At 40.1% G+C, this 26,607-nt stretch carries 15 protein-coding genes and 1 pseudogene; 2 read left to right on the plus strand and 14 right to left on the minus strand.

Annotation, left to right across the window (positions count from 1 at the left end; translation table 11 throughout):
• Positions 1 to 2: 2 nt before the first annotated feature.
• From KIH23_RS11640 to KIH23_RS13765, 3 genes and pseudogenes are all read right to left on the minus strand, one after another.
• Positions 3 to 1,394, minus strand: a complete 1,392-nt coding sequence (locus tag KIH23_RS11640) for a tetratricopeptide repeat protein (protein ID WP_213213664.1) — start codon at positions 1,392 to 1,394, stop codon at positions 3 to 5.
• Positions 1,395 to 1,502: 108 nt separating this feature from the next.
• Complete coding sequence (locus tag KIH23_RS11645; RefSeq protein WP_213213665.1) at positions 1,503 to 2,693, minus strand: aspartate aminotransferase family protein; 1,191 nt, start codon at positions 2,691 to 2,693, stop codon at positions 1,503 to 1,505.
• 876 nt (positions 2,694 to 3,569) lie between these two features.
• Positions 3,570 to 5,099: pseudogene (locus KIH23_RS13765) on the minus strand (OstA-like protein); the annotation flags it as partial.
• A 163-nt stretch (positions 5,100 to 5,262) separates the two neighbouring features.
• Between KIH23_RS13765 and KIH23_RS11655 the strand changes: the two are divergent.
• Positions 5,263 to 7,131, plus strand: a complete 1,869-nt coding sequence (locus tag KIH23_RS11655; RefSeq protein ID WP_213213666.1) for an alpha-amylase family protein — start codon at positions 5,263 to 5,265, stop codon at positions 7,129 to 7,131.
• 45 nt (positions 7,132 to 7,176) lie between these two features.
• Here the strand turns inward: KIH23_RS11655 and nhaA are convergent, their stop codons facing one another.
• The 8 genes from nhaA to KIH23_RS11695 all read right to left on the minus strand — a co-directional run bounded on the left by nhaA (position 7,177) and on the right by KIH23_RS11695 (position 20,253).
• Positions 7,177 to 8,310 (minus strand): Na+/H+ antiporter NhaA, encoded by a 1,134-nt coding sequence (nhaA, locus tag KIH23_RS11660; RefSeq protein WP_213213667.1) that lies wholly within the window; start codon positions 8,308 to 8,310, stop codon positions 7,177 to 7,179.
• A 15-nt stretch (positions 8,311 to 8,325) separates the two neighbouring features.
• The gene (locus KIH23_RS11665) at positions 8,326 to 9,597 is read right to left on the minus strand and encodes an adenylosuccinate synthase (RefSeq protein WP_213213682.1); all 1,272 of its coding nucleotides are present in this window, start codon (positions 9,595 to 9,597) and stop codon (positions 8,326 to 8,328) included.
• Positions 9,598 to 9,805: 208 nt separating this feature from the next.
• The gene (locus KIH23_RS11670; protein ID WP_213213668.1) at positions 9,806 to 10,267 is read right to left on the minus strand and encodes a Fur family transcriptional regulator; all 462 of its coding nucleotides are present in this window, start codon (positions 10,265 to 10,267) and stop codon (positions 9,806 to 9,808) included.
• Positions 10,268 to 10,432: 165 nt separating this feature from the next.
• Positions 10,433 to 12,649, minus strand: a complete 2,217-nt coding sequence (locus KIH23_RS11675) for a RelA/SpoT family protein (protein WP_213213669.1) — start codon at positions 12,647 to 12,649, stop codon at positions 10,433 to 10,435.
• 219 nt (positions 12,650 to 12,868) lie between these two features.
• Positions 12,869 to 14,422 carry a serine hydrolase gene (locus KIH23_RS11680; protein ID WP_213213670.1) on the minus strand — a complete coding sequence of 518 codons (1,554 nt, stop codon included), beginning with the start codon at positions 14,420 to 14,422 and terminating at the stop codon, positions 12,869 to 12,871.
• A 4-nt stretch (positions 14,423 to 14,426) separates the two neighbouring features.
• Entirely contained in the window at positions 14,427 to 15,215 is a 789-nt protein-coding gene (locus KIH23_RS11685) for a TrmH family RNA methyltransferase (RefSeq protein WP_213213671.1), read from the minus strand.
• A gap of 59 nt (positions 15,216 to 15,274) precedes the next feature.
• Positions 15,275 to 18,331, minus strand: coding sequence for a S8 family serine peptidase (locus tag KIH23_RS11690; protein ID WP_213213672.1), 3,057 nt, complete (start codon positions 18,329 to 18,331; stop codon positions 15,275 to 15,277).
• 113 nt (positions 18,332 to 18,444) lie between these two features.
• Positions 18,445 to 20,253, minus strand: a complete 1,809-nt coding sequence (locus tag KIH23_RS11695) for a gliding motility-associated C-terminal domain-containing protein (protein ID WP_213213673.1) — start codon at positions 20,251 to 20,253, stop codon at positions 18,445 to 18,447.
• 120 nt (positions 20,254 to 20,373) lie between these two features.
• Here KIH23_RS11695 and KIH23_RS11700 point away from each other — a divergent pair, with 120 nt between their 5' ends.
• The gene (locus KIH23_RS11700) at positions 20,374 to 21,657 is read left to right on the plus strand and encodes an O-antigen translocase (protein WP_213213674.1); all 1,284 of its coding nucleotides are present in this window, start codon (positions 20,374 to 20,376) and stop codon (positions 21,655 to 21,657) included.
• A 62-nt stretch (positions 21,658 to 21,719) separates the two neighbouring features.
• On the opposite strand, the gene KIH23_RS11705 is transcribed toward KIH23_RS11700, so the two are convergent.
• From KIH23_RS11705 to KIH23_RS11715, 3 genes are all read right to left on the minus strand, one after another.
• Positions 21,720 to 23,657 carry an OmpA family protein gene (locus tag KIH23_RS11705; RefSeq protein ID WP_213213675.1) on the minus strand — a complete coding sequence of 646 codons (1,938 nt, stop codon included), beginning with the start codon at positions 23,655 to 23,657 and terminating at the stop codon, positions 21,720 to 21,722.
• 12 nt (positions 23,658 to 23,669) lie between these two features.
• Positions 23,670 to 24,593 carry a type IX secretion system membrane protein PorP/SprF gene (locus tag KIH23_RS11710; RefSeq protein ID WP_213213676.1) on the minus strand — a complete coding sequence of 308 codons (924 nt, stop codon included), beginning with the start codon at positions 24,591 to 24,593 and terminating at the stop codon, positions 23,670 to 23,672.
• 60 nt (positions 24,594 to 24,653) lie between these two features.
• On the minus strand, positions 24,654 to 26,607 hold a 1,954-nt coding region (locus KIH23_RS11715), incomplete at its 5' end, for a gliding motility-associated C-terminal domain-containing protein (protein ID WP_213213677.1).

Below are 26,607 nucleotides of genomic sequence, written 5' to 3' on the forward strand. Positions count from 1 at the left end.
GATTACTGATACTTTTGAATGGCTTTTTGCACTTCTTTCATTTCCCAAACTCCTGGGAATAAATCTTCAAGGATTGTTCTTTTTTCAAAAGCAGCTCTGAGCGCGTTGGCTAAATGAAAGCTGGCTTTTTCAGTTTCGTGCAAAATAAAGTACAATCCGGACAATCGATAGGCAATATCAGCTTGCTCCGGAAAATATTCTGAAGCTTGCAACAAGGCTTGAACGCCACTTTCATACTCGCCTAAATAAACCAACATATCAATCCAGTACAACCAAGTGTCAAGCATTTGGTCGCCGTATTCAACCGCTTTTCTAAAACCGTATTCGGCCTCTTCATAGTTGTTGAGTTCTTGATTGATGGTGGCAAATCGCTTCCAGTAATAGCGGTTTTGATCATCAATACCCAAAGCTTTATTGACATAAAATAAGGCTTTTTGATAGCTTTTTTGACGAACATAAAAATCAGTAATGGCTATCCAACCTTTGTCTAAAAGCGGGTCTTCGTGTACTGTTTTGTTGAAGAATTTGAGTGCCAAGTTTTTGTTGCCCAATTTTTCGTAACACTTGCCAATTCTGAGCAGCGCATAAGATGTTGGTTCGTCGAGTTCAATGGTTCGGTTGTAGCTTTCGATGGCTTCTTCGTACCTATGAAGACGTTCGAGCGTTTTGGCTTTTTCCATGAATGCACCCAAGAATTCATCATCTATATAGGTGGCATATTCAAAAGCTCTAAGCGCCGGTTCATATTGATGCAAACTGTAGTGCAATCTTCCTTGCTGGTGCCAAGCAATTTCGCTATACGGATTTTGGTCAATGTATCGTGATAAGTATTCAATGGCTTGATCGTTCTGATCAAGAAATTCAAAGCAGTAAACTACGTTGTAGAGTGCGCTCTGATCTTCAAAATCTTCTTCGAGACATTTGATAAAATTATCTTTAGCGAGTTCAAGATTATCCATGAATAGATATTCCATGCCAATCAAATTGTATACATCGGCTAAGTCATCGGTATATTTAAGTGCAGTTTTAAGAAGTTCTACTGCTTTTTCATGGTTATCACGTTTTGAAAAAATACTTGCTTTTTGGATATAAATTTCTTCGTTGTGTGGCTCAATGGCGTATAATTCGTTGAGTAATTTTTCAGCTAAATCAAGTTTGTCTTCATAAATCAACATTTCAACTTGAACCAGTTTTAAACCGGTTGATTTTGGGTGTTGTTCCAAAGCCAGCTTGAGCGCTTTTTTGGCTAGGGCGGGTTTGCCCATATCAATGTAGTGAAGGATGATCTCTTCAAATTCTTCAGAGTCAAAGAAGAGAACCTTATTGGTTTTCAACATAGACTCAAATTTAGAAAGCGATAAATTGTAGTCTTCTTCTTCGTCGCTAAGATGCATAGGCTTAGATTTAAAATAACCCAGAATAAAATTAGAAAAGCTTCGGGTAGAAGCGGGTAGAGCCAATATTTGTTGTGAACAATTTAATTAACAAACATTTGGGCTCATTTATTGTCTTTCAGCTTGAATTTCGTCGAGTACTTGGAGCAAGATAGAACAGCCTTCGCGGATTTCATTTTCAGAAATGGTCAAAGGCGGTGTTATGCGAATCGCACAGCCTTCAAACAACAACCAAAACAAAATCAGACCGCGTTCGTGGCATTTTAAAATAACTTGGTTGGTGATTCCAGGATCAGATGTCATGGCGGCCAACATCAATCCGCGACCGCGTACTTCTTGAATCAGCGGGTGAACCAGCAGCGATCTGAGCAACTGTTCTTTGACCAAAGTTTGTGGTATGATATCAGTTTCAGTGATTTCGCGCAAAGTGGCCAAACAAGCAGCGGCTATCACCGGATGTCCGCCAAAAGTAGTGATGTGTCCGAGTTTTGGGCTGTCGCTGAGCAAATCCATATGCGCTGCTGATGCCGTAAAAGCGCCTACAGGCATTCCGCCGCCCATACCTTTACCCAAAATCACGATATCGGGTACAACATTGTAATTTTCAAAACCAAAGAGTTTTCCGGTACGACCAAAACCCGGTTGAATTTCGTCAATAATCATCAGTGCGCCTACTTGCTCACAACGCTGTTTTACTTTGCGCAAAAAATCGTTCTTGGGTTCAATAAAACCAGCACCACCTTGAATGCTTTCAAGAATAATTCCAGCGGTTTTTTCGGTGATTTTTTCTAGATCGGTTTCGTGGTTAAAAGTGATAAAATCAACATTGGGAACGAGTGGGCGAAAAATTTGTTTGCGTTCTTCAAAACCCATCACACTCATCGAACCCATGGTGTTTCCGTGGTAAGCATTTTTACAAGAAATCAGTTGACTGCGACCGGTTACACGGCGGGCGAGTTTGAGTGCGCCTTCGGTAGCCTCGGTTCCTGAATTGACCAAATAGGTTTTTTCTAGCGGCTCGGGCAGAAGCGAAGCCAACAATTTGCAATAAACTACGGCCGGATCTTGCGCATATTCACCATAAACCATTACATGTGAATATTTGTCGAGCTGATCTTTGATGGCTTGATTTACCCGCGGATGTTGATGTCCGAGAGAACAGGCCGAAACACCGGCTACAAAGTCTAAATATTTATTTTGATGAATGTCATAAATATATGAACCCTGCGCATGTGAAATTTCCATGCCCAACGGATGCGGCGAAGTTTGCGCTTGGTATTTGAGGAAGTCTGATTGCATAGTATATTCTTACGGTTTGTAATACCCACCATAGTATGAACCTAGTTTCATAGTTTTCCAGTCCCATATTTTTTTATAAAGCCTAATTTCAGGAGTGTTTTGTTGATATTTAGCTTTGAAATCTTCATAAATTTTGTTGTCTTCAAAAAAATAAAATTTGTCATCTTTGACTAATATTGGTCGTTCATTTTGATCAAAGAGAATTCTGTTGTTGTAATTAGAAAAGATGTAACTGTATGTTATCTTTTCCGGTTGCATCATTTCAATTTCTTCTAGCTTGCCATCGTAAAAATACATTCCATTGAATTGACTTTTCTCCATTAATGGCCAATCCCAGACAACCTTATCAAGATGAATCTCGTTTTTATATTTTGGATTGTTTTTTTTGTAATTTTCTAATGATTTTTCAGTCCAAGCAAACTGAAATTTCCCACCTTTTACTAACAATGTTTGATTGTTTTTATCAATAATAATTCGGTTGTTATATTTCTTGAAAATCTCATCATATTCATTGCTGCTCAATACTCCTTTTGGTTTTTCATCAAATTCGGTATCATAATAGATTCCTAATTGTGTTTTTTCACCAAACCATACTTTGGCTTTTATATTGATTTCGGTATTATACTCAGAGTATTTTTCTTTTAAATTTCTTAAAGAATAACTTGTTAAAGGCGCTAAAAACTTATTGTTGCGAATCAATAATTTTTGACCATTAATATCAGATATTATTCTATTGTTGTAATTTTTGAAAATTAGGTCATAAAGTTTTTTTGTAAATGAATCATTTTCAGGGATATCGTTGTTTTTTATAACAATGCCACCAACTTTTTGATCTAGTACATCAGCAAGATTTTCGAGCTCATCAACTTTTCTGAATTGTTCCTCGCGTTTCTTTTTCTCCTCCTGAATTTTAACATCCAAAGCATTGTCTTCTTCACTAAATAAATCGTTTTTTGATTTGATGCGTTCATCATCACGCCATACAAAACCGCGCAATTTTCGCGCATTTTCAGGCAAGTCTTTTTCAGGATAAATATCGCCGTCTACATTGGTGAAAAAAGTCATGGTATCAATAGTATTTCCGTCCATGGTCATATTGATGCGGCTGCTCACATTTTTGTTGATGCCAATGAGTTCGTTTTGGTCGTTGCGCATATAATAAACCACTTCGGTATTCTTGACAACATCAGCTTCGTAGAGTTGATTTTCTTTGAATTTCCCGAACAAATTCAAGCCTTTTACTTGGTTATAACCATCGCCAATGGTGTCTTTTGAGATGATAAAAGCATTGCTCAAAACTTTGAGTGAATCGAGTTTTTGCGTTTTGTCATTGCCAATGAGATGCATCACATCGCCGGTGAGTTGGTTTTTGAAATTCCACAAAATAGGTTTGCCAATCAGTTGGGTAATGTTGCTGATTTGACTCGAATGAATTGAATCGCATTTTCCGCTCATATCGGTTTTATAAAAACGAGCGTTGTTGTAGGCGCGAATAATTCTTTGGTTGGGTTTTCCGGTCACCATCAAAATTTTTCCGTGTATGTAAACCGAATCTTTATCAACCAAATTAATAGCTATAGCGCGCTTGGTGACAAAAAGGGAGTCTTTCTTTTTAAAAACTTCGGCATAATGTCCTTTGACGATGCCTTTGTTGATGGTGTCCGTTATTTTTACATTGTTGGTGGCCGAGGCAAATTCGCGGGTCCGGTCGTAATACAAACTATCGCCTTCAATGCGTCGGTCTTTATATTTGATGTATGAATTGCGGATGAAATGCCCTATATTTTTCTTACTGTCGTAAAAGCCTTTTTCGGTATAGATAAAATTATCTTTTGAAGTAATGGTCGATGGTCCCATCAGGTAAGCTTGTCCGTTGTGGTTGTAATAATCCAAACGATTTGATTTGACCACGTATTTAGGATTGGTAATGGTTACTGCTGTTTTGAATTGGAATTTTTTTTCAGTTGCATAGTATCGGCCTGATTTGCTTTTGAGTACATTGTCTTTATTGACAATCACACCGCGCGTGTTATAATAAGCTTGTTGTGAAACGCGATCGTAGTTGAGCGTATCAGTTTCTAGGGTCATATCGGGCGAGCGCAAAACTACTTTTCCGGTGGCAAAGGCTTGTTTCACATTGCCGTTGTATTCGGCGTATTTGCTGTTCATAAACAGCGTGTCGCCCTGAATCATGCGGACATCGCCAAAAGCTTTGACGTAATTTTCGTTCTGAAAATAATAAGCTTTATTGCAAAACATGCGTACACCGTCGTGCAAAATACGCACGTTTCCGGTGAGCAAGAAAGCATCCGGCATTTCCACCTGATTGACATCGGCAAAATCAGAATGTTCAATGATGATTTTTTTCGGAGCTTGAGCCAAAACAGAAATGCTGCTGAGGATCATCCAACAAAAAAAGATAAAAAACCGCGTAATTTTCAAGCTAAAAAATTTTGCCAAATTTATGAAAAAGCCGCCAACCAAAAAGGCTATTAAGAATTATTTATCAGCGCGTTTTAAGTGAAGTTTGAATAACTATATTTGTAGACTTTCAGTAAAAAATAGCACCATGAAAAAAGCAATTTGCCTGCTGGCCGTTGGTTTAGTACTGAGCGCTCAGGCCCAAAATGTCAAAAAGAAACCCATGACTGCACCAAAAACCAAAACGCAACCACACAAAGAAGTGGTTTATCAGGTTTTCACGCGTTTGTTCGGAAACCAAAATACCAACAACAAACCTTGGGGAACCCTTGAAGAAAATGGTGTTGGTAAGTTCAATGATTTTACCGATAAGGCACTTCAAGAAATTAAAAAAATGGGTGTAACTTATATTTGGTATACCGGCGTTCCGCATCATGCTTTGGTGCGCGATTACACTAAATACGGCATTTCAAACGACGATCCTGAAGTAGTCAAAGGTAGAGCGGGTTCGCCTTATGCGGTTAAAGATTACTATAATGTTAATCCTGATTTGGCGGTTGACCCGGCCAAGCGTTTGCAAGAATTTGAGGCGCTTATTGCCCGCACGCACAAAAATGGTTTGAAGCTGATTATTGACATCGTTCCAAATCACATTGCTCGAAAGTATGAAGGCAAAACCAATCCGCAAGGTGTGCGTGATTTTGGCGCTGATGATAACACCAATCTTGAGTACGATCGCAATAACAACTTTTATTACATTCCCGGAAAGGCTTTTGAAGTGCCCACATCTGATAGTTACAAACCGCTCAATGGCGAGGCGAATCCGCTCATTGACGGTAAGTTTTCAGAATTTCCGGCCAAATGGACCGGCAATGGTTCGCGTAATGCCAAACCCGACATCAACGATTGGTATGAAACGGTCAAAGTCAATTATGGTATTCGCCCCGACGGTAGTAAAGATTTTCCTGAGTTGCCGCAAGGTTTCGACCAAAAATCATATAAAGAGCACTACGCCTTTTGGAAAGATAAAGACGTGCCGAGTTCTTGGAAAAAATTCCGTGACATCGCTTTGTATTGGATAGGCAAAGGTGTGGACGGTTTTAGATATGATATGGCCGAGATGGTTCCGTATGAGTTTTGGAGCTTTATGAATTCATCGATCAAGATGAAAAACCCCAATGCCTTTTTGCTGGCCGAAGTCTATAATCCGAATGAATATCGAAACTACATTCACCTGGGAAAAATGGATTATTTGTATGACAAAGTTGATTTGTATGATCATTTAAAAGCCGTGATTCAAGGTAAGGCGTTGCCGGATCACGTATCTGAGATTCAAAAAAAATACAGTGATATTGACCATCATATGTTGCATTTTCTCGATAATCACGATGAGCAACGTTTGGCCAGCCCGGAATTTGCGGGAACTCCTGAAAAAGGAAAACCGCTGATGGTGGTTTCGGCTACTTTGGGTTCATCGCCCACCATGATTTATTTCGGACAAGAAGTAGGCGAGGCCGGTGCAATTGATGGCGGATTTGGCAAACCATCGCGCACCTCTATCTTTGATTATGTGGGGGTTCCGAATCATCAACGCTGGATGAATGGCGGAAAATTTGACGGCGGAAAACTCAGCGATGCTGAAAAACAATTGCGCGATTTTTATAGCCGATTATTGAATTTTACAACGAAGAGTTCTGCCTTGATGGGTTCGTTTGCCGATTTGCAAAAAGCCAACCGCGAAGCAACCGCGGGTTATGATCCGGGCATTTATGCCTTTGCGCGTTGGTCAAAAGAGCAAAAACTGATTGTGGTAGCCAATTTTTCATGGGTTACCAAAAGCCATTTTGATATGAAAGTTCCGACTGAGTTAATCGCACAATGGAAACTCAAAGACGGAACATATCCGCTCAAAGATCAATTGTATCAAAAACAAACGGCGATGCTTAAGGTAAATCAAGGTGTGGGTATAATTCATATTGATATCAACCCATCCGAATCGTTTATCTTTGGTTTTTAAACCATAATAATATAAAAGAAAAAGTCGCTCACAAGGTGGCTTTTTTTATTTGTGCAAAGTTTTTTTGAGCCAAATAAAACCAATGCTTCCGGCTAGGAGTGAGGCCAACAAGATGGACATTTTTGCATGCGTAATATCTGTTGTATTTGTAAAGGCTAAAAGGGTAATAAAGATTGACATCGTAAAACCAATGCCGCCTAGAAATCCCGCGCCTAGAATATGCGACCATTTTAAATCGCTGGGTAAAGAACATATTTTAAGCATTGATCCCAAGCGCGAAAACAGCCAAATACCCAAGGGTTTTCCAATCACGAGCCCGGCCAAAATCCCTAAGCTTACCGGTTGTGTGAAGTTGTCTTGAGCCGTTCCTGACCAGATAATTCCCGTATTCGCCAAAGCAAAAAGCGGTAAAATGATAAAAGCCACCGGCAAGTGTAAGGCGTTTTGAACTTTGTAGGAAACCGATGTTTTGCTGCCATTGCCAAACGGAAGCGCAAACGCCAATAGTACACCCGTAATTGTGGCATGAACGCCAGAATGCAACATACAATACCACATCAAAATTCCGCCAATTGCATAAGGCCAGAAGCTATGTATTTTGAGTCGGTTGAGGATGAGTAAAGCACCAAAAATAGCCATAGCACCCAGTAAATAACCAAAGGAAATGGTTTTAGTATAAAACAACGCAATAATCAAAATGGCACCTAAATCGTCAATTACGGCCAGCGCAGTCAGGAAAACTTTGAGCGAAGCCGGCACTTTTTTTCCGAGCAGCGATAAAATACCAATGGCAAACGCAATATCGGTGGCCATTGGAATTCCGGCACCGGATTGGGTTGATAATCCAAAATTAAAAAGGGTAAACAATAGTGCCGGAACCACCATGCCACCCAATGCTCCAACTAGGGGCAAAGTAGCATTTTTGATACTCGAGAGCTCACCGTTATAGAGTTCGCGTTCTAGTTCTAAACCAATGAGCAAAAAGAAAATCGCCATGAGTCCGTCGTTGATCCAATCAACAAGCGTATGGCTGCCCATAGGCATTTCCCATAAAGCGATGTAATTAGCTTGCAAAGGTGAGTTGGCTATGATTAACGAAACCAGTGTTGCCAATATCAACACAAGACCACCGGCTTTTTCGCTCTCAAAAAAGGCAGTAAAAACGCGTGTGATTCTCATGGTTTATTTTCGTTACTAACGAAGAATGGTTTGTTTTCTGTCCGGACCCACCGATACAATTTTAATCGGCACTTGAATTTCGTTTTCGATAAATTCGATGTAAGCAGTTAACTCTTCGGGAAGCATTTCATAATTGCTCATTCCGGTCAAATCAGCTTGCCAACCTTTGAATTCCCGATAAATGGGTGTGAGGTTTTCAGGCTCAATGTTGTAGGGCATATGCGATATTTGCGCACCGCGATAGTTGTACGCTGTACATACTTTAAGCGTCTCAAAACCCGAGAGCACATCGGCTTTCATCATCATGAGCTGGGTAACTCCGTTGATTTGAACGGCGTATTTCAAAGCCACCAAATCAAGCCACCCACAACGACGTTTGCGTCCGGTGACTGATCCGAATTCGTTGCCCACGCGTGCCATCGTATCGCCATCCTCGCCAAAATCTTCAGTAGGAAAGGGTCCGCTGCCCACGCGGGTGGTGTAGGCTTTGAAGATTCCGTAGACTTCTTTGATTTTGTTCGGGGCAATGCCGAGTCCGGTGCAAGCGCCTGCTGCTGTGGTATTAGACGAAGTCACAAACGGATAGGTTCCGAAATCAACATCCAATAGTGAACCTTGAGCGCCTTCGCACAAAATAGATTTTCCGTCGTGTTGTGCTTTAGCTAAGTATTCTTCGCTGTCAATAAAAGGAAGTTTTTTGAGCGTTTCAAGTGCATCAAAGAATTCTTTTTCGAGTTCGGGTAAATTATATTGAATGCTCACGTCGTAAAACGCAATCATCGCCTCGTGTTTTTCGGCCAATGCGCGGTAACGTTCTTTAAAATCTGATAATTCGATATCGCCAATACGCAAACCGTTGCGACCGGTTTTATCCATATAAGTCGGGCCGATGCCTTTGAGCGTGGAACCAATTTTTGCTTTGCCTTTGGCCGCTTCAGAAGCCGCGTCGAGCAATCGGTGTGTGGGTAAAATCAGATGTGCTTTGCGCGACAATAATAAGCGATTGGGTAAATCAATATTGAATTTGGCCAAGCCTTCAATTTCTGATTTAAAAACCACCGGATCAATGACCACGCCGTTTCCGATGAGATTAATTGCATTCGGGTGAAAAATACCCGAAGGAATGGTTCTGAGTACGTGTTTGATACCGTCAAATTCTAAAGTGTGTCCGGCATTCGGGCCGCCTTGAAAGCGGGCAATGATGTCATAATTTTGGGTGAGTACGTCGACGATTTTTCCCTTTCCTTCGTCGCCCCATTGGAGACCGAGTAGTAAGTTAGCCATTATTGAGTTGTGTGTTGTGTTGTTGGAATTTGTTTTTTGGAATTTTTATAATCAGTTGTGTGTTGTGCTTGTTTTGAAAAGGTGAGTCGCGTTAGAGATTACTCACTAAGTTAATCTTTTTATTGGTGTTCAATGAATGCTTCGCATTTGAAGCTAGCTGCCGACAAGCGCGATAAGCCCGGCCGTAAGCAATGCCCAAAAGAGTTACAAACTACTCGTTATTGGGTTTGCGGTTGCCATAAAAATACAGCGAGTGATTGTGAATTTCGATGCCGAAGATTTCTTCAATCGTTTTTTTGATGGTTTGAATGCGCGGGTCACAAAACTCAATGACTTCACCGGTATCGGTCATGATGATGTGGTCATGTTGTTTGTCAAAATACGATTTTTCGTAATGCGCCTGATTTTGTCCAAATTGGTGTTTGCGCACCAAACCGCAGTCAAGCAAGAGCTCAATGGTGTTGTACAAAGTGGCTCGGCTCACGCGGTAGTTTTTGTTTTTCATTTTGATGTAGAGGTTTTCAATATCAAAATGATCGTCGCATTCGTAAATTTCTTGCAGAATGGCATAGCGCTCCGGCGTTTTTCGGTGGCCATTGTTTTCAAGGTATTTCGTAAAAACGTTTTTTACGATTTCTTGATTTTTACTGTTATCGTTGGCAACTAAAGTCATAAGGCAAAGATAATTTTTTTCATGCGTGGTGCACCTGTTTTATATTTTAAAACTTCAACAATGGAGATGAGTTTTCAACAATGAAAGTTTAGAAGGTTTAGGAAGTTGAGTTGAAACATTTTGTTGATTCAATGCTTTCCGTTCAAAAATCAACAATCTTCAATCCTAAAGATTGACCCGCGAGACTTTATCAACACCATCAATTTTTTTGATGTTTTCAATGAGTTTTTTCAAGATTTGATTGTTCTGAACAATTACGGTTAATTGTCCGTTGAAAATACCGGCTTCGCCACTAAGTGAAATACTCTGAATGTTAACATGCATATTGTTTGAGATGACTTTGGTGAGCTCATTGGTAAGCCCCATACTGTCCATACCGGTAATTTCAAGACTGGCTTTGAATTCTTGTTGGGTTGAGTCAATCCATTTGGCCAAAATAATTCTGTAGGCGTAATTAGATTGCAAGCTAATGGCGTTCGGGCAATCTTTTTTGTGCACTTTGATACCTTCGTTGATTGACACAAAACCAAACACTTCATCACCCGGAATTGGGTTGCAACATGAAGATAATTTATAATTGAGTCGGTCTTGATCAGGCCCAAAAACAAGCATGTCATAATTGCTGCTGATTTCGGGTTTGTTGATGTCATCGTCGGCAGTTTGATGTGGTCGTTTTATTTTGACTTTAAAGAAATTCATGAGCGTATTGCTCTTTTGAGCCGCGTAATCTTTGAGGTGTTGGTTTTCAATCGAGCCAATTCCTACGCGATAAAACAAGTCTAAACTGGTTTTGAGTTTGAAGTAATTGACCAGTTCATTGATCACTTGTTCGCTGAGTGATATTTTAAGCTGACGCAATTTGCGCGTGAGCAGTTCTTTTCCGTCTTCGGCAATTTTCTTGGTGTTTTCGTTGAGAACGTTTCTGATTTTATTCTTCGCGCGCGAGGTAGTTACATAATCAAGCCAGTTACTCGTTGGTTTTTGGTTGGGCGAGGTAATCACTTCAACCTGATCGCCGCTTTTGAGCTCGGTATTGAGCGGAACCAATTTGCCATTCACGCGAGTTCCGCGGGTTTTGATGCCAATTTCAGAGTGAATACTAAACGCAAAGTCTAATGAAGTAGCGCCTTTGGGCAACGATCTAATTTCGCCTTTGGGTGTAAAGACAAAAATCTCTTTGGCGTAGAGATTCATTTTAAAATCTTCCACAAAGTCAACGGCATTGCTTTCAGAATTCTCTAATGCCTCACGCAATAAGTTGAGCCAAACATCCAAACCGCTTTCTTCATTGGCGCCTTGTTTGTATTTGTAGTGCGCGGCATAGCCTTTTTCGGCAATTTCGTCCATGCGTTCGCTGCGAATTTGAATCTCAACCCATCTGCCTTTTGGCCCCATAACGGTTATGTGAAGCGCTTCGTAGCCGGTTGATTTGGGCGATGAAATCCAGTCGCGCAATCGGCTTGGGCTTGGGCGGTAATGATCCGTTACTATAGAATATATCTTCCAGGCAAAGAATTTTTCATCATGCGGATTTGATTTGTAGACAATTCTGAGCGCAAACTTGTCATAAACTTCATCAAAAGTCACGTTTTGCGCTTTCATTTTACGACGAATCGAATAAATTGATTTGGGGCGGCCTTTGATGATGTAGTCTAATTGTTCTTCATCAAGTGATTTTTTGAGCACCTCAGAAATATCTTTAATATAAGCGTCTTGCTCTTCTTTGGTTTCTTTGATTTTGCTTACAATATCGTTATACACTTTAGGTTCTGTATACTTCAAACCCAAATCTTCCAACTGGGTTTTGATGTTGTATAAACCCAAACGGTGGGCGAGCGGCGCATAAATATAGAGCGTCTCTGAAGCAATTTTAATTTGTTTGTGTTCCGGCATCGATTCCATGGTCTGCATATTGTGCAAACGGTCGGCCAGTTTGATCAGAATCACGCGCACATCATCGTTGAGTGTGAGCAACATTTTTCTGAAATTCTCGGCTTGCATCGATACGTTCAAATCTTTCTGAACCTTAGATATCTTGGTCAAACCTTCAACAAGTTGCGCCACTTTTGGGTTAAACATGCGCTCAATATCGGCCACTGTTACATCGGTATCTTCAACCACATCGTGCATGAGTGCGGCGGCAATTCCGGTGGCACCTAAGCCAATTTCTGAGGCGACAATTTTGGCCACGGCAATCGGGTGAAAAACATAAGCTTCACCTGATTTTCTGCGCTGATCTTGATGCGATTCAACGGCTAGATCAAAGGCTTTTCTGATGAGTTTTTTATCTTCGGCCGAAAGCGTTTGGTAGCTAATGCGCAAAAGTTCTTTGTATTCTTTTGCAATGGCTTTGTTCTCTTTTTCAATGTCAATCTCAACCATAACAGGGCTCGTTTTTTTGGGTCTGTTCCACTTTTTTAGCGTTGTGTTTAAAAATAAAAAATTTCAATCAAAATCAATACTAAAAAATCAACAATTTTGGCGTGGCCACAAGGGTCAGGCTGTTCGCTGTAGTCCTCGCTCGGTTTTGCAAACCTCGCTGCGGGCTGCCGCTGCCATCCTTCACGCAATTGGGTGGTTGTGAAAAAGTAGTTGTGCCGGTTATTGACCAGAGGTTTCAGTTTTGTTAAAATCTAAATCATGAAAGTCATAACTAAAATCCGTGAGCGGAGATATCGCTTTCATTTTGATGTTTTTAAGGTCAGCGCTAAAGCTTACAAAGGCATCGGCCAAAAAGCTACGGTTGTCCCATTTTACAGCAAAAGTTTGGTCTTTATAATAGAACATTTCACCGGTAAGTTGGGGTGAACGTTTTGAGGCAAAGCGCAATTTTCCTTTTTTCTCAAGAGTCAGTTCAATAGCGCCGAGCCAATTATCGGTGAAGGTTCCGGTGTATAATTCAACCGGAATGCGGATGCGTTTTTTGAGATTTTGCGCCACGGTTTGCCAAACTTCTTCGGTAATTTTGTCGGCATTGTCTTCTTTTTCTTTGCGTTGCGCGCTATATAGAGCAACATAATCGTCTGATTTGACACCAATATATGAATCTTTGATGGTGTTGGTTATGGCGTTAAAAGCTGCTCCGCTTTGTTGATTGGTCAAAACAATAATACCCAAATTGATTTCGGGCAACATGGTCACTTGGGTTACAATCCCGTCAAGCCCGCCTGTATGTCCAATCTGAGCATTTCCTTTGACCTCTGTAATTTGCCAACCCAGCCCATAGGCTTTAAAATGCGAAAAATATGGAGCTATGGGTTTGTTGGGTTGCAGGGTTTGCGGTGTCCACATTTCAGTGTGTTGTCTTTCAGAAAACAATTGATTTTTATTTTCAGGGCCGTATTTTCCTTTTTTCAATTGCGTGATGACCCAACGGCTCAAATCGGTCACGCTTGAATAAATTCCGGCTGCGGGATCAAATACTTGGCTTTTGTAGCGCGCAATGGCTTTGAGTTTTCCGTCGGTAGGCACATGCGGCATGATGATGTTGGCAGTATCTTTTAAACGCACATAGGATGCCGCGCTGTGATTCATTTCTAATGGCTTCATGATGCGCTGTTCAATAAATTCGCCCCAGCTTAAACCACTCACTCTGTGAATAATTTCACCGGCCACTATGTACAGTAAATTGTCATAATCATATTTGCTTCTAAACGATGAAACCGGTTTGAGATAGCGTAAATTGTGAATGATGTCTTGCGTTGTAAAGTTGTTTTTATCGGGCCAGATCATCAAATCTCCGGCGCCTAATCCTAAACCGCTGCGGTGCGTGAGCAAATCTCTGATGGTGAATTCTTGAGTGACATAATCATCATACATTTTAAACTCAGGAATATGTTGGGTTACTTTGTCGTCCCATTTGAGTTTTCCTTCATCAACCAGCATGGCCAAAGCAGCTGAAGTAAAAGCTTTGCTGTTAGAAGCTATACCAAATAAGGTGTTTTCATCCACAGGCGCTTGACTTTTAATAGAACGAATTCCGTAGCCTTTAGCATGAACAACTTGTCCGTCTTTAACAATGGCCACAGCTATGCCGGGAACGTTGTAAGTAGTAAGTGTTCTTTGAACCAATTGATCTATTTGAGCGGCGGTGAGTTGGGCCATCACACTCAAATGTGCGGCAAAGGTCAGGCAGAGAAAAAATCTTTTTTTCATATGATTATTTAAAATTACGTTGTCTTTTGGCTTCAAAAAGGAGGATGGCAGCGGCTACTGAAACATTCATTGAATCAAGTGCACCCTGCATCGGAATAATGATATTTTGATCTGAAACGTCACGCCAAATTTGTGTTAATCCGGTAGCTTCAGTTCCGACTACCAAAGCGGTTGGCTTTTGATAATCAGGCGAAAAATATGGAGTTGAATCTTGCAACGTCGCACAGTATATGGCTATGTTGTTTTGCTTGAGATAATCAATCACTTCTGTAGAGGTTCCGGTGGCTATTTGATTGGTAAACAACCCGCCTACACTTGAACGAACCACATTCGGATTATACAAATCAGTTTTTGGGTCGGCTATAATCACGGCATCAATTCCGGCGGCATCGGCTGTGCGCAACATAGCTCCGATGTTTCCGGGTTTCTCTGGTGATTCAGCCACTAGAACAAGTGGGTTTTTGGGCAACCTTAAATCTGATAAATCAAGTGAACGGCTGGCAGCTACGGCCAGTAATCCTTCGGTAGTATCGCGATAAGCTAACTTTTGATAAACATCCTGATTGATTTCAATAATTTCGGTTGGATGAGCAAGATGTTGAATTGTATTGTAGTCAACAAAACTCGGGCAGTATAAAATGGTTTTGAGCTTATATTCGCCACGAATGGCTAGTTCAATTTCGCGTTTTCCTTCAATTAAAAAAGTGCCGGTTTGCTTGCGGGTTTTGGATTTTTCCTGCAATTGAACCAGAGATTTTATCAATGAATTTTGTATGGATGTAATTTGCTTCAAGCCTCAAAGATAAAAATAAAAAAGCCTCTGAATGAAACATCTTCAAAGGCTTTTTTGATTTAATTCTGTTTGGTTATTTTCACCGTATTATATGATTGACCAGTGGCCACTTTCATCAAATACTGTCCGTTGCTCAATTCTGAAATATCAACAGATGTTTCGTTTGTTTTTGGACTGATTTTTTGAATCAATTGCCCCAACATATTGTACATCAAAATATCGTCAATAACATTTTTACTCTTGATATTTACTTGATTTTGTGCCGGATTAGGATAATACAAAAACGGTAAGCGATCAAATTTTGATTGGCCTAAAACCGAACAATTAACGCTTGCTGACCAGCCCGGATAAGTATTGACTCCGTCAGAATAAAATAAAAAGGTCAAAGCTCCTGATGCATCGGTAGAGGTAATGGTTCCCGGATTGTTGTTACCGGTAAAACCATATTGTTCAACGATGTACGGATAGGTATTGTTTGGACCGTTGTAAATGGTCAATCGATCAAGTTGATCTTCTAATTCAAAAGAAGTAAAAGTAACACTTACTTTTTCGCCGGCATTAAGTGGGTAAATTGTTACCATATCATTTTCTTGATTTGAATAGTTGCCGCTCGGGCCACCGGTATCGTAGAATACATTGTCAAAACAATAATCAATTTTGGTGTTGAATCCGGTGGATGTTATGGCTGAAAAAACATTGTTGCTGCATTGTGCTCTGATGTAAACATCATAACTAGCAAATGAGGTCAAATTATTGGCAATAAATGAATTAGTGCTTACTGTTTGATAGGCACCCACGGGCGATTGTCCGCTCGGCACAACAGCTATTTCAAAACTAGAAGAACCGTTCGGGTTGCTCCAAGTAATTTCGGCAGTGTGGGCAGTTATATTTGAAACCGTAATTTGCGTATCGTTGCTACAAGCTGTGGTGAATTGATAAACCGTAGAGTATTCTGAAGTTCCACACACATTGTTTGATTTTACACGCCAGTAATAATTGCTTCCGGCATCTAATCCGTCTAAGTCAATTTGGTTGGTATTGCTTGAATAAACAGTCACACCTGAGGTGAAGTCAGCTGTTTTTGACAATTCAATGGTATAACTCGCCGCGTTTGAGCCAACGTTTTGCCAAATCAAAGTAGGAGAAATGCTCGCCGGATTGGTGTTGTTGGCCGGACTGGTCAAAGTAGGACCCGCTATTAATTCATTCTGAATCACCAAGGTCAAAGTAAGCTCGCCGTGATAGTTCCCTGAGTCTGCTTTGAGCATTAGCACATAAGTTCCTACAGCTGCTGAATTTAAACCTGAAATAACCACTGAACCTTCACCACTGGTATTCATTGTATCAGATGAAAAAGTTGTACTGGCACCAGCTGGTAATCCGGTCATACTCATTTGGGCAATGCCCGAAAATGTGGCCGGTATTTTTAAGTGGTAATTAAATTGCGCTTCATTGGTGCCTTGACAATATCTTTTTAATACAGGTTCGCTGGTGCTCAAAAACATCGGGTTGTGTATTACATTGCTGATAATCAATGAATAGTTTTGATGAGCATTGGTCAAATTTCCTTTGTGTGAAACCGTTACAGTGTATGTTCCGTTTGGATTACTAAGCTCAATTTTTTCAATATTATCAACAGTATTATCACCTTTGATTGCCGGATCATCAACTATGGCCGGATTGAGTTTCCACGGAAAACTTTCTTGATTGCCTTGAGTTAAACGCAAATCCAGATCGTTGACCAATGCCGGAGTTGGGTTGTCTACGGCACCAAAAACTGTTGCCCCTGCGGGGTCAGTCCAGCAAATTGAAGCCATAATAGGCTGTGCTGTATTGAATGGTTTTACATCAAATGAATAGGTTTTATTTTGGGCTAAATCATTTTCTTGAATATACGATTCAGCACCTTCTTTTGAAATCAGTACAGCTGCTTTTTCTGCATTCAACAACCCCCAGCCAAAACGATAATCAGGCCCAGGGTCACTGCCAGCTTCATCTGCTGTATGTAGAGCCAATCCGCGCAAGGTAGCGGCGCGCATAAAAAATCCTTTGACATTTTTGTAGTGCTGTTGCAATAAAAGTAATGTTCCTGCAACGTTGGGCGATGACATTGATGTACCGCTTAATTGTTGGTATGAAGTGTCTGAATTTGAAGTGCTTGAACGTACGTTAACGCCTTTACCACAAATGTCGGGCTTGATTCTGCCATCGTCTGAAGGCCCCCAACTACTAAAACCAGACATGGTCACACTTGAAGCGCTGGTGTAATTGGTTACTTGATTAACAGCCGCTACAATAATTCCGTTTTTGGAGTTACTTTTTCCGGAGAGCAAATCATAACCTTCTTTGTCTGGGTTATATCCGGAGTTTCTTGAATTTCCTGCTGAATTGACAAACTGATAATAAGGTGCATTAAACATGATTTCATCAAATGATTGAGCTTCACCATTATATCTTCCCCACATTGAAATCGGAACCGAATCCGGATCAGCACCATAGGAATGATTTGAAATCAATAAACCATTGGCAGCAGCAGTTATCACCTCTGATTCGTCAGAATTCCAGTCATAAGCTTTGAGTTGTGCTTGTGAGGCCATTCCTTTGGCATTGGCGCTGCCGTTTCCGCCTATCATTGTGCCTGAAACATGGGTAGCATGTAGTGATAGTTCGGTGGCATTATCAAATTGTGTGGTTCGTCCGTTGAGCAAAACATGGGTGTCGCGAACTTTACCGCCATCCCAAACACCAATGGTCATTCCTTGTCCGTCAAGATTCAAACCCAGACTTCCTCCGGTGTTTAATCGATTGGCTCTGGTAGTCATTGCTGCTCCTGCATTGTCGGTACTGAAGTACACCGGGTTTCCGTCTTGATCTATTCGGATGAGTTCTTTGAAACTGCCGTTTTTGCCTTTTACAGTAGTGGGCCATCCTTTGGTTTGCGCCAATTTCCAAGCTTCTGTTTTTTGCGCTTTGGCCAAGGAATCTTTTTGACGGGCCAATAAGGTTAGTTGTGCCATATTGCTGGCAGCTTGTATTTTTTTGATGTCTTCAGTGTTTTGCGAAAACACCGATAAACATACACCTAACATTACTATTGGGGTAAATAGTTTTTTCATTTTTCAATTTTTTGCGTCGCTAAAGTAATTCAAATCTTGATAACTTTTGCAAGATCAATTGATATTGAGGTGCAAAAAGGATCATTTTGTAAACATTTTACAGCAAAAAATCCCTAAGGTTGAATTAAATACAAATAGCCGGTCATAGGCTCAGGATACTCGGGATCATTGAGTTCTAAAACATAAAAATAAGTCCCGCTTGCAATTTCATCGTTTGAAACCACCAAACCTTTATTGGCATATCCGTCCCATTCACCTGTGCTGTTGTTGCCAATCCAGACTAGTTTTCCCCAACGATTGTAGATGTATAATCTAAAATTGTAAAAAATATGATACAAATGGGCAATATGAAAAGTATCATTGGCTCCGTCATGATTGGCCGAAACAAAATTGTAAATCACCGGAGGGCATTTGCGTGTTTGTAATTCAAAGCTGGTTTTTTGATAACAATTTTCATGACCTACTTTTACATAAATGGTTTTTGGTGTTGATAGTGCGGTGTAGTTATTTGTGTTTGTTATTTCGTTGGTGTTGCTCAGTAAATCTGATTCACTTTCATAAAACCGAACATCATCGGTAGCATTTTGTTTGACCAAATCAGGATAGTTTGAAAAATCAAAAGTTCCTTTAAAATCGCCTTCGTTGCAAACCAACAAGTGGGGCGGAGGTATAAGTTCGGGTGAAATATCAATGTAGCCGGTCGTTGTAAAAGTGTTGTTGTTTTCGTTAAGTTCTGTGACAATTCCTTGGCCTGAGCTATTTTCATCCACTACCATTTTAAGATCAAACGGACTAGATAAGTTTTGCGGAAGAATAAAATTCAAGATACCCGATTCACTACCGCCGGGTGCTATTGCATTTTGAGTATACAGCGTCTGAAAATAGTTGTTGTTCAGATAAATAGCTACCGGAGTTTGTGCCGGCAAAGCCAAGGTTCCAAGGGTGTTGTAAACGGTGTAGTCAACTTTTACGTCTCTAAAATTGCACAGACTTTCAATCAGGTCAACCTGAACAGTGGCATCGGGTAAACGTTGGTTGAGTTGGGTAACTACAGCATTGATCAAAACCACGTCTTGGTCTGAGGTCATTCGAATAGGTAAAGTAGTATCGCCTATACCAATATTACCTTGTAAACTGTATATATCTAAATCCATATTATACATCGAAGCTGAATTGGTAACTGTGCTGGTTCCGTTAAAAGCATTGGTTGACGGGTTGAGTGGGGGCGAAGCAATAAGATTATTGTTGATAAACAGCGATTCGTTTACTTGAATGCCTCTATCGCCTTCCCAAGCCAAAAAGCCAATTTGTGCATTGTTGGTATCGGTTACATCAAGGTTATTCAGGGTAATGTCAACTGAATTCGGAATAGACCGAAAACCGTCATAAATGTTAATTTGATTGAGCGGTAGATTGTTGTTTTTGTATACGATGATGATGGCCCAACCGCCAAAATTGGTTCTTCCTTCGGTAAAAAAATAATTAATCCACGGGTTCAAATCTAAATCAGATAGGGTATAAGTGCCATTGCCTGTAGTTTGTATTTGTGTGGTCACATCGGCAAAAGCGCTGAAGTAATCAAGCGGGTTTCCGAAAAATGAGATGCGTTGCAAAGCAAAATTTCTTTGCGATGTATAGGAAACACCATTGAGTTTTACTTCAAAATCGCCAGGCCCGCAACCCGCCCAATACAAATAAGCTTTTTCAATTTGGTCGTTTGCCGATAAATTTAATTGCGCTGATGATGTAGTGAGAATGCTGGCGCTACTCATAAAAGTATTTTCCTGCGGGTTAAGCGTATTGCCTATGAAGGTAAAATTATATCTGCCCTGAAATTGCTCATAGAGTGCAATATTTTGACCTGCAAGTTTAATTGACCACAAGTAGACAATATATACTGTAAGTATGAGTTTATCTTTCACTTAGCTTTTTTGAGTTTTTAAAATTATTAAAAATACCTTATAATAAGAAGGGTAAAATTTACTTTCGAGTCATTTATTCAAAATAATGCTAGTTTTGTAAACAACTTTAATACTTTCGTTTTGCGTTTTTTCAAGTCAATCCGAAGAACACCTTTGTTCAAAGTAACCTCACTCAACAGTTTGAGTGTTTTGGTTAAGATTTTTACCGGATTGGCCAGTTCTAAAATATTGGCATTAATGGTGGGCCCCTCAGGCTTGGCGTTGACCGGTAATCTGCGCAACTTTCTCACTTCGTTAGAAGGAATTGCTACACTCGGAATTCAGAATGGCGTTATTCAACAAGTTGCCGCAAGTAAAGACAAGCCTGAAAATGTCAAGAAAATGATGGCTACCGTTTTTACTTTAATGTTGGCTTTTTCGTTGCTTTTAGGTATAGGATTAATGGTTATGGCTTCGTATATAAACCAGGCAATTTTTGGTCAGCAACATTTTGATAACCTATTTTTGATATTAGGATTAAGCCTTCCGTTTTATATTGGCGGAATGGTTTTGACCTACTTTATCAATGGTTTGGGGCAATATCAAAAAGTGATTTGGATCAATATTGTCGGGAACATCTTGGTTTTGGTTTTTACATTTTGGGCGGTTGCTGCGTTTAAAACTTTTGGTGCTTTGATATCATTGGTTATTCCACCGGCAATTTTGTTTTTGTTTTCTTGGTATCAACTCAACCGAATTATTGATTTTAAAAGTTATTTAAATCCAAGTTGTTTTGATATTGCCGTTATTCAAAAAATGTCTTCATATGCCCTGATGACTTTGGTTTCAGCGGTTGGTGGTTCTTGGACTTACTTAATGATTCGCCAAAATTTAATTGAACTCAGCGGTATTGAACAAGCCGGTTATTGGGAAGCTATGAGCAGAATTTCAGGTTTTTATTTGTTGTTCATCTCAACGGTACTCACAGTATATTTTTATCCAAAGCTTTCTGCGGCTAACTCAGTTGTGGCCACACGAAATATTTTTATGAGTTATTACAAAGGAATTCTACCGTTTTTTTGCCTGGGATTATTTGTCATTTATTTGTTGCGTCAAGAAATCATCGCGGTTTGTTTTACAAAAGATTTTTCGTTGGTTTCAGATTTGTTTTTATGGCAATTGTTGGGCGATTTGCTCAAAGCAGCTTCGCTTATTTTGGGTTATCAACTTTTGGCCAAACGGTTAATTAAAGTTTATATCCTTACCGAAATACTATCACTTATTTTATTGACTTTGCTTTCTTATTTATGGATGCCAATATACGGAGCTAAAGGAGTAGTGATGGCTTATGCCGCAGATTACCTCATTTATTTTTTAGTTCTATTTATCTATTTCAGAAAATCACTTTTGTCAAAACAGCTTTAATTGAATAAAAAAAGGGATGCTGCCAAAACAACATCCCTTACCAACAAAATTTAAATTTGGAATTATAAAGCTGTAATAATAAATTCACTTCTACGGTTGGCTTGGTGCTCATCTTCTGAACATTGTACACCATCGGCACAACGGTTCACCAATTTTGTTTCACCATAACCTTTACCGGTTAATCTGCTTTCATCTACTCCGTTTTTAATCAACCAAGCAATGGTAGATTTGGCACGACGGTCAGATAATTTTTCGTTGTATTTGTGTGTCTGACGTGAGTCAGTATGTGAACGAACATCAATTTTCATGTTCGGATATTGCTTCATCACATCTAAGATTTTTTCAAGCTCTAGAGCAGCGTCCGGACGGATGTTCCACTTATCTAAGTCAAAGTAGATGATTTTGATACCAAAGGCTTTGGCCAAATCGTCGCCTACAGTAACCGGTTTGACTTTTTTCTCCAATTGAATCGGTAAATCTGTTTTTCCGGTTTGTTTAGAAATAGTCAAACGCTGTTCTTTGGTTTCGTACGGATCTTTTTCAGCGCGAACATAATATACTTTTCCGCACTCAACGGTTCCGAAATCATAAAAACCTTTATCGTCTGAAACCACCTCTTTGATTTTATTGAACTTTTCGTCAAACAAAGTTACTTTGGTGTTTGGCAAGATTTCGCCGGTTTCTAAATCAGTAACAATTCCTGATAAAGTTTGTTCACAAACCAATTTACGCGTTTCAACAAACTTGTAAATATCGTCATAGCCCATACCGCCTTCACGGTTAGATGATAAGAATCCTTTACGGGTTTTGGTGTCAATCAAATAAGCAAAATCATCTTGCGGTGAGTTGGCAGGCGCTCCAATATTAATCGGTTCTTGTAAGCTTCCGTCCGCATTCATGCGCGACATAAAGATATCTAAACCGCCCAATCCCGGATGACCGTCTGAGGCAAAATACAATTCATTTTCGTCGGTTACCAGTGGGAAAGTTTCTTTTCCTTCAGTATTTATAGATCCTAAGTTTTCCGGTGTTCCGTAGCTGTCTTCGCCGGTAATGGCCACCTTCCACAAGTCAGATTGACCTTTGGTTCCCGGCATGTCAGAGGCAAAGTACAAAGTCTTTTCATCCGGGCTAAGCATCGGGTGAGCAGCGCTGTAACTGTCACTGTTGAAAGGTAACTCGGTTACATTTTGCCATACGCCATCTTTGAGGGTCGCTTTGTAGATTTTCAACAAAGTAACGCGGTTGGCATCTTTACCTTTGGTTCCGTTGTTAAAGTTGTTTCGGGTAAAATACATGGTTTTACCATCTTTTGAGAAAACAGGTGTTGACTCGTGAAACTTAGAGTTGATTTGTTTGGCGTATTTATCGGCCAATCCCAAAGCACCATCAGTTGATTGTTCGGCCGAATACAAGCCTGTAAAATATTGATTGGTCCATTTGTGTTTTTTCTGTGCTAAACTTCCGGTATCACGTGATGATGCAAAAACCAGCATATTGCCTGAGAATGCACTTCCATAATCAGAATATTTTGAGTTGATTCCGGCATCTTCAATTTTGTATCTACCTGAATTGGCTGTGATTTCATCCATGTAGTATTGTTTGTCTTTGAAGATTTTACCACGCAAATCCTCGCCGGCTTTTTGGTTGAATTGGCGCATCATTTCATCGGCTTTTTTGTAATCGCCAATTCCTTTGAGCGATTGCGCATAACGATAGTAATATTCTGGCTCAACCTCAGTATTCATGGCGAACAATTCTCCGTACCATTTGGCTGCTTTGGTTAAATCTGCGTTGAAGTAGTAGGCGTTTCCTAATTTTTGAAACATGTCTGCCGATTTGTAGCCTTTGTTGGCTACGCGCTCATAAGTCTGAGTTGCATCAATATATGCATATTTGGCATACTGCTTATCAGCTTTTTTGATACCGGCATTTTGGGCTAAACCATTAAAGGTAAGAGCACTCAAAAACGATATAAATAGTATTGCTTTATTTTTCATGATGTTTCAATTTTAGAAGAATCGAGGAGAAATAATTTTGTTGTAATTGTTGAATAATTCAAATCTCAAGAATACTTCGTGAGAACCTGAATTGTATTTTCTGAGTCTGGTCGTTTCTAAGTCATAACCGTATCCGAGGTACAAACCGTCTGTAATTTGAAATCCGGCCAAGGCACTCATAGCGGCATCCCATCTGTAAGCAGCACCCAGAACAAATTTGTCATAGAACATAAAATTACCTGAAACATCTACTTGAAGTGGCGAACCAGTAACCATTTTGGTCAAGATGGCCGGTTTAAATTTAATGTTTGGATTCAAGTCAAAAACATGTCCAGCAATCAAATAGTAGTTGATTCGTTCTTGTAGAATAGCTACATTATCACCATTGCTGTTGTTGAGTTTTTTGTTCTGTATAAAGTTGGGTACTGACAATCCTATGTATGATTTGTCTGAATGCCAATATACACCGGCACCAATGTTTGGCGTAAATTTATTATAATTGATCAAGGCAGCATCATCAGGTACAGTCGGATCTAAATCTAATTTAGAAGCATCTAAACCATAGAAGTTACCCGTACCTTTAAGACCAAATGATAAATTAAAAGTTTCTGAAGTTGGAACTGTATACGATACATCAACCGATATAGCATTTTCAGTCGTTGGGCCAATTCTGTCATTGACAAATGATAACCCTAAACCTAGTTTGCTACCATTGATTGGCGTATTCATCGAAAGCGTATTGGTTACCGGAGCACCATCTAAACCAACCCATTGTGTTCGGTGTAAGCCAAAGATACTCAAAGCTCCCCTCGATCCCGCATAAGCCGGATTGATATTAATCGTGTTGTACATATACTGCGTGAATTGAGCATCCTGTTGCGCAAACCCCGCCGCGGCCGTAAACATCAAAACGAAAGTTAATATTCTTGTTTTCATTAGTTTTCTGTTTTAATCCTGAGGGTTTTGCAACCCTCAGGCGTTAGATTTGAGTTTGGTTTATCTGGTTAGGTATAAATAACCTTCTTTGTGATGGTTACTACCATTTTTATCCGTATAATTTAGAATATAGAAATAAGTTCCGGTTGGTAATTGTGCTGATTTATCAACAGTTACACGACCTTCAGAAGTTCCTTTAAATGAACGAGCTGCATTGTCATATTGACTAGTTTCATACACTAGTACACCCCATCGGTTATATATTTCTACCGAATTGGTTGGGAAACAAGTGAATTGGTCTAAGTTATCAATATTTAAGTACTCGTTTACTCCATCATTGTTCGGAGAAACCGCATTGTAAACTACCGGCTCTGAACACTCAGGGTCAACTTCGCATTCATCATCTACAGTTATCACTAAATTTACCAATCGGCTGCAATCACCCTCTGCAACTGCATACGTAATGAGGTAGTTTCCTACCGGTACATCATAAGGATTAAAAATATTACCCGTAACACCGTTGCTAAAATCAACATCAGTCCATGTACCACCGCTTGGAACACCAGTAGGTAATAAAGTATCTAAATTGATCAATCTCTCTGGTGAATTATCATTATTACATTCTGCATAAGCGGTAATATTATCTGGCGCTGTTCCCGGATTTACAATAACCGTTTGCGTGGTAGTTGCAATGTTTCCGTTTCCATCATTAAATGACCAGTTAACTGTATAGGTACCGGCAACATTGTAGCTTACCGGATCTAAAGTTGTACCTGTAATGGTATTTTGATTACATGTATCAGTTGTTGTTGGTGCTGGAACATTTACCAAACAAGTTCCGGTAAGGGTTGCCAATGTTGGAATAAGCGGATCAACAGTATCGTCAATAATAACTTGTTGAATTGCTGTTGTGCTGTTGATACCATCACTAAATACCCAGTGAATTGTATAGGTTCCTTCACCTTGATATGTCAACGGATCACTTGTTGTTGCTGTTACTTGACCGGCACAAGTATCTTGGCCTGTTGGTGGTGTCACTGTAACGGTACATTGAGCAGTAATGTTTGGCAATACTGGAGCAATCGGAGCTTGTGTATCTTGAACCACTACATTTTGGTTAGCTGAAACTACAAACTGTCCATTAGCATTGTTAAATGTCCAGTGAATTACATAATTACCAATCGTATTGTAAATAGTCGGATCAGTTGTTATACCGATTAAAGTATTACCACAATTATCATTCATAGTCGGAGCAGGTGCAGTAGCACTACATTCAGCAACAATGTTACTCAATGATGGAGCTGTAGGAGCAGGGTTAATAGTCAAAGTAACCGCCGTTCTGGTTGCTGAGTAGCAAGTTCCATTGAATGACGCAGCATAGTATGTAATGGTTCCAACGGTATTCAATGTTGGGTTATCAACTGTAAATCCATCAACAGGTGCATTAAACCAAACGATTGTGTTTCCTGCTCCTGTGGTTGCAGTTGCAGTTAAAGCCGTTATCGGGTTTGAGAAACACCCTGTTTGATTACCACCAGAAATAGGTTCAGATGGTGTTTGTGGTTGAGCGTTGATTACTACTTCAGCAGAAGCTGATGAAGTACAACCTTCGCTGTTGGTTACGGTAAAGTTATAAGAACCAGCAGCCAAACCAGACACGGTTGTAGATGTTCCAGTTCCAGAGATGTTCCCCGGATTAATGGTCCAAGTTCCTGTTGGTAAACCGGTCAATTCTACTGAACCTGTTGCTACTGCGCACGTTGGTTGTGTTACAGTACCGGCAACTGGAGCCGATGGCGTTTGTGGTTGAGCGTTGATTACTACTTCAGCAGAAGCTGATGAAGTACAACCTTCGCTGTTGGTTACGGTAAAGTTATAAGAACCAGTAGCCAAACCAGACACGGTTGTAGATGTTCCAGTTCCAGAGATGTTCCCCGGATTAATGGTCCAAGTTCCTGTTGGTAAACCGGTCAATTCTACTGAACCTGTTGCTACTGCGCACGTTGGTTGTGTT

Source organism: Flavobacterium sp. CYK-55, from assembly GCF_018413465.1.
Classification (GTDB): domain Bacteria; phylum Bacteroidota; class Bacteroidia; order Flavobacteriales; family Flavobacteriaceae; genus Flavobacterium.

Coding starts and splice junctions, on each gene's coding strand:
- KIH23_RS11640 (WP_213213664.1), bottom strand. CDS start 1,394: ATGCATCTTAGCGACGAAGAAGAAGACTACAATTTATCGCTTTCTAAA.
- KIH23_RS11645 (WP_213213665.1), bottom strand. CDS start 2,693: ATGCAATCAGACTTCCTCAAATACCAAGCGCAAACTTCGCCGCATCCG.
- KIH23_RS11655 (WP_213213666.1), top strand. CDS start 5,263: ATGAAAAAAGCAATTTGCCTGCTGGCCGTTGGTTTAGTACTGAGCGCT.
- nhaA (WP_213213667.1), bottom strand. CDS start 8,310: ATGAGAATCACACGCGTTTTTACTGCCTTTTTTGAGAGCGAAAAAGCC.
- KIH23_RS11670 (WP_213213668.1), bottom strand. CDS start 10,267: ATGACTTTAGTTGCCAACGATAACAGTAAAAATCAAGAAATCGTAAAA.
- KIH23_RS11675 (WP_213213669.1), bottom strand. CDS start 12,649: ATGGTTGAGATTGACATTGAAAAAGAGAACAAAGCCATTGCAAAAGAA.
- KIH23_RS11680 (WP_213213670.1), bottom strand. CDS start 14,422: ATGAAAAAAAGATTTTTTCTCTGCCTGACCTTTGCCGCACATTTGAGT.
- KIH23_RS11690 (WP_213213672.1), bottom strand. CDS start 18,331: ATGAAAAAACTATTTACCCCAATAGTAATGTTAGGTGTATGTTTATCG.
- KIH23_RS11705 (WP_213213675.1), bottom strand. CDS start 23,657: ATGAAAAATAAAGCAATACTATTTATATCGTTTTTGAGTGCTCTTACC.
- KIH23_RS11710 (WP_213213676.1), bottom strand. CDS start 24,593: ATGAAAACAAGAATATTAACTTTCGTTTTGATGTTTACGGCCGCGGCG.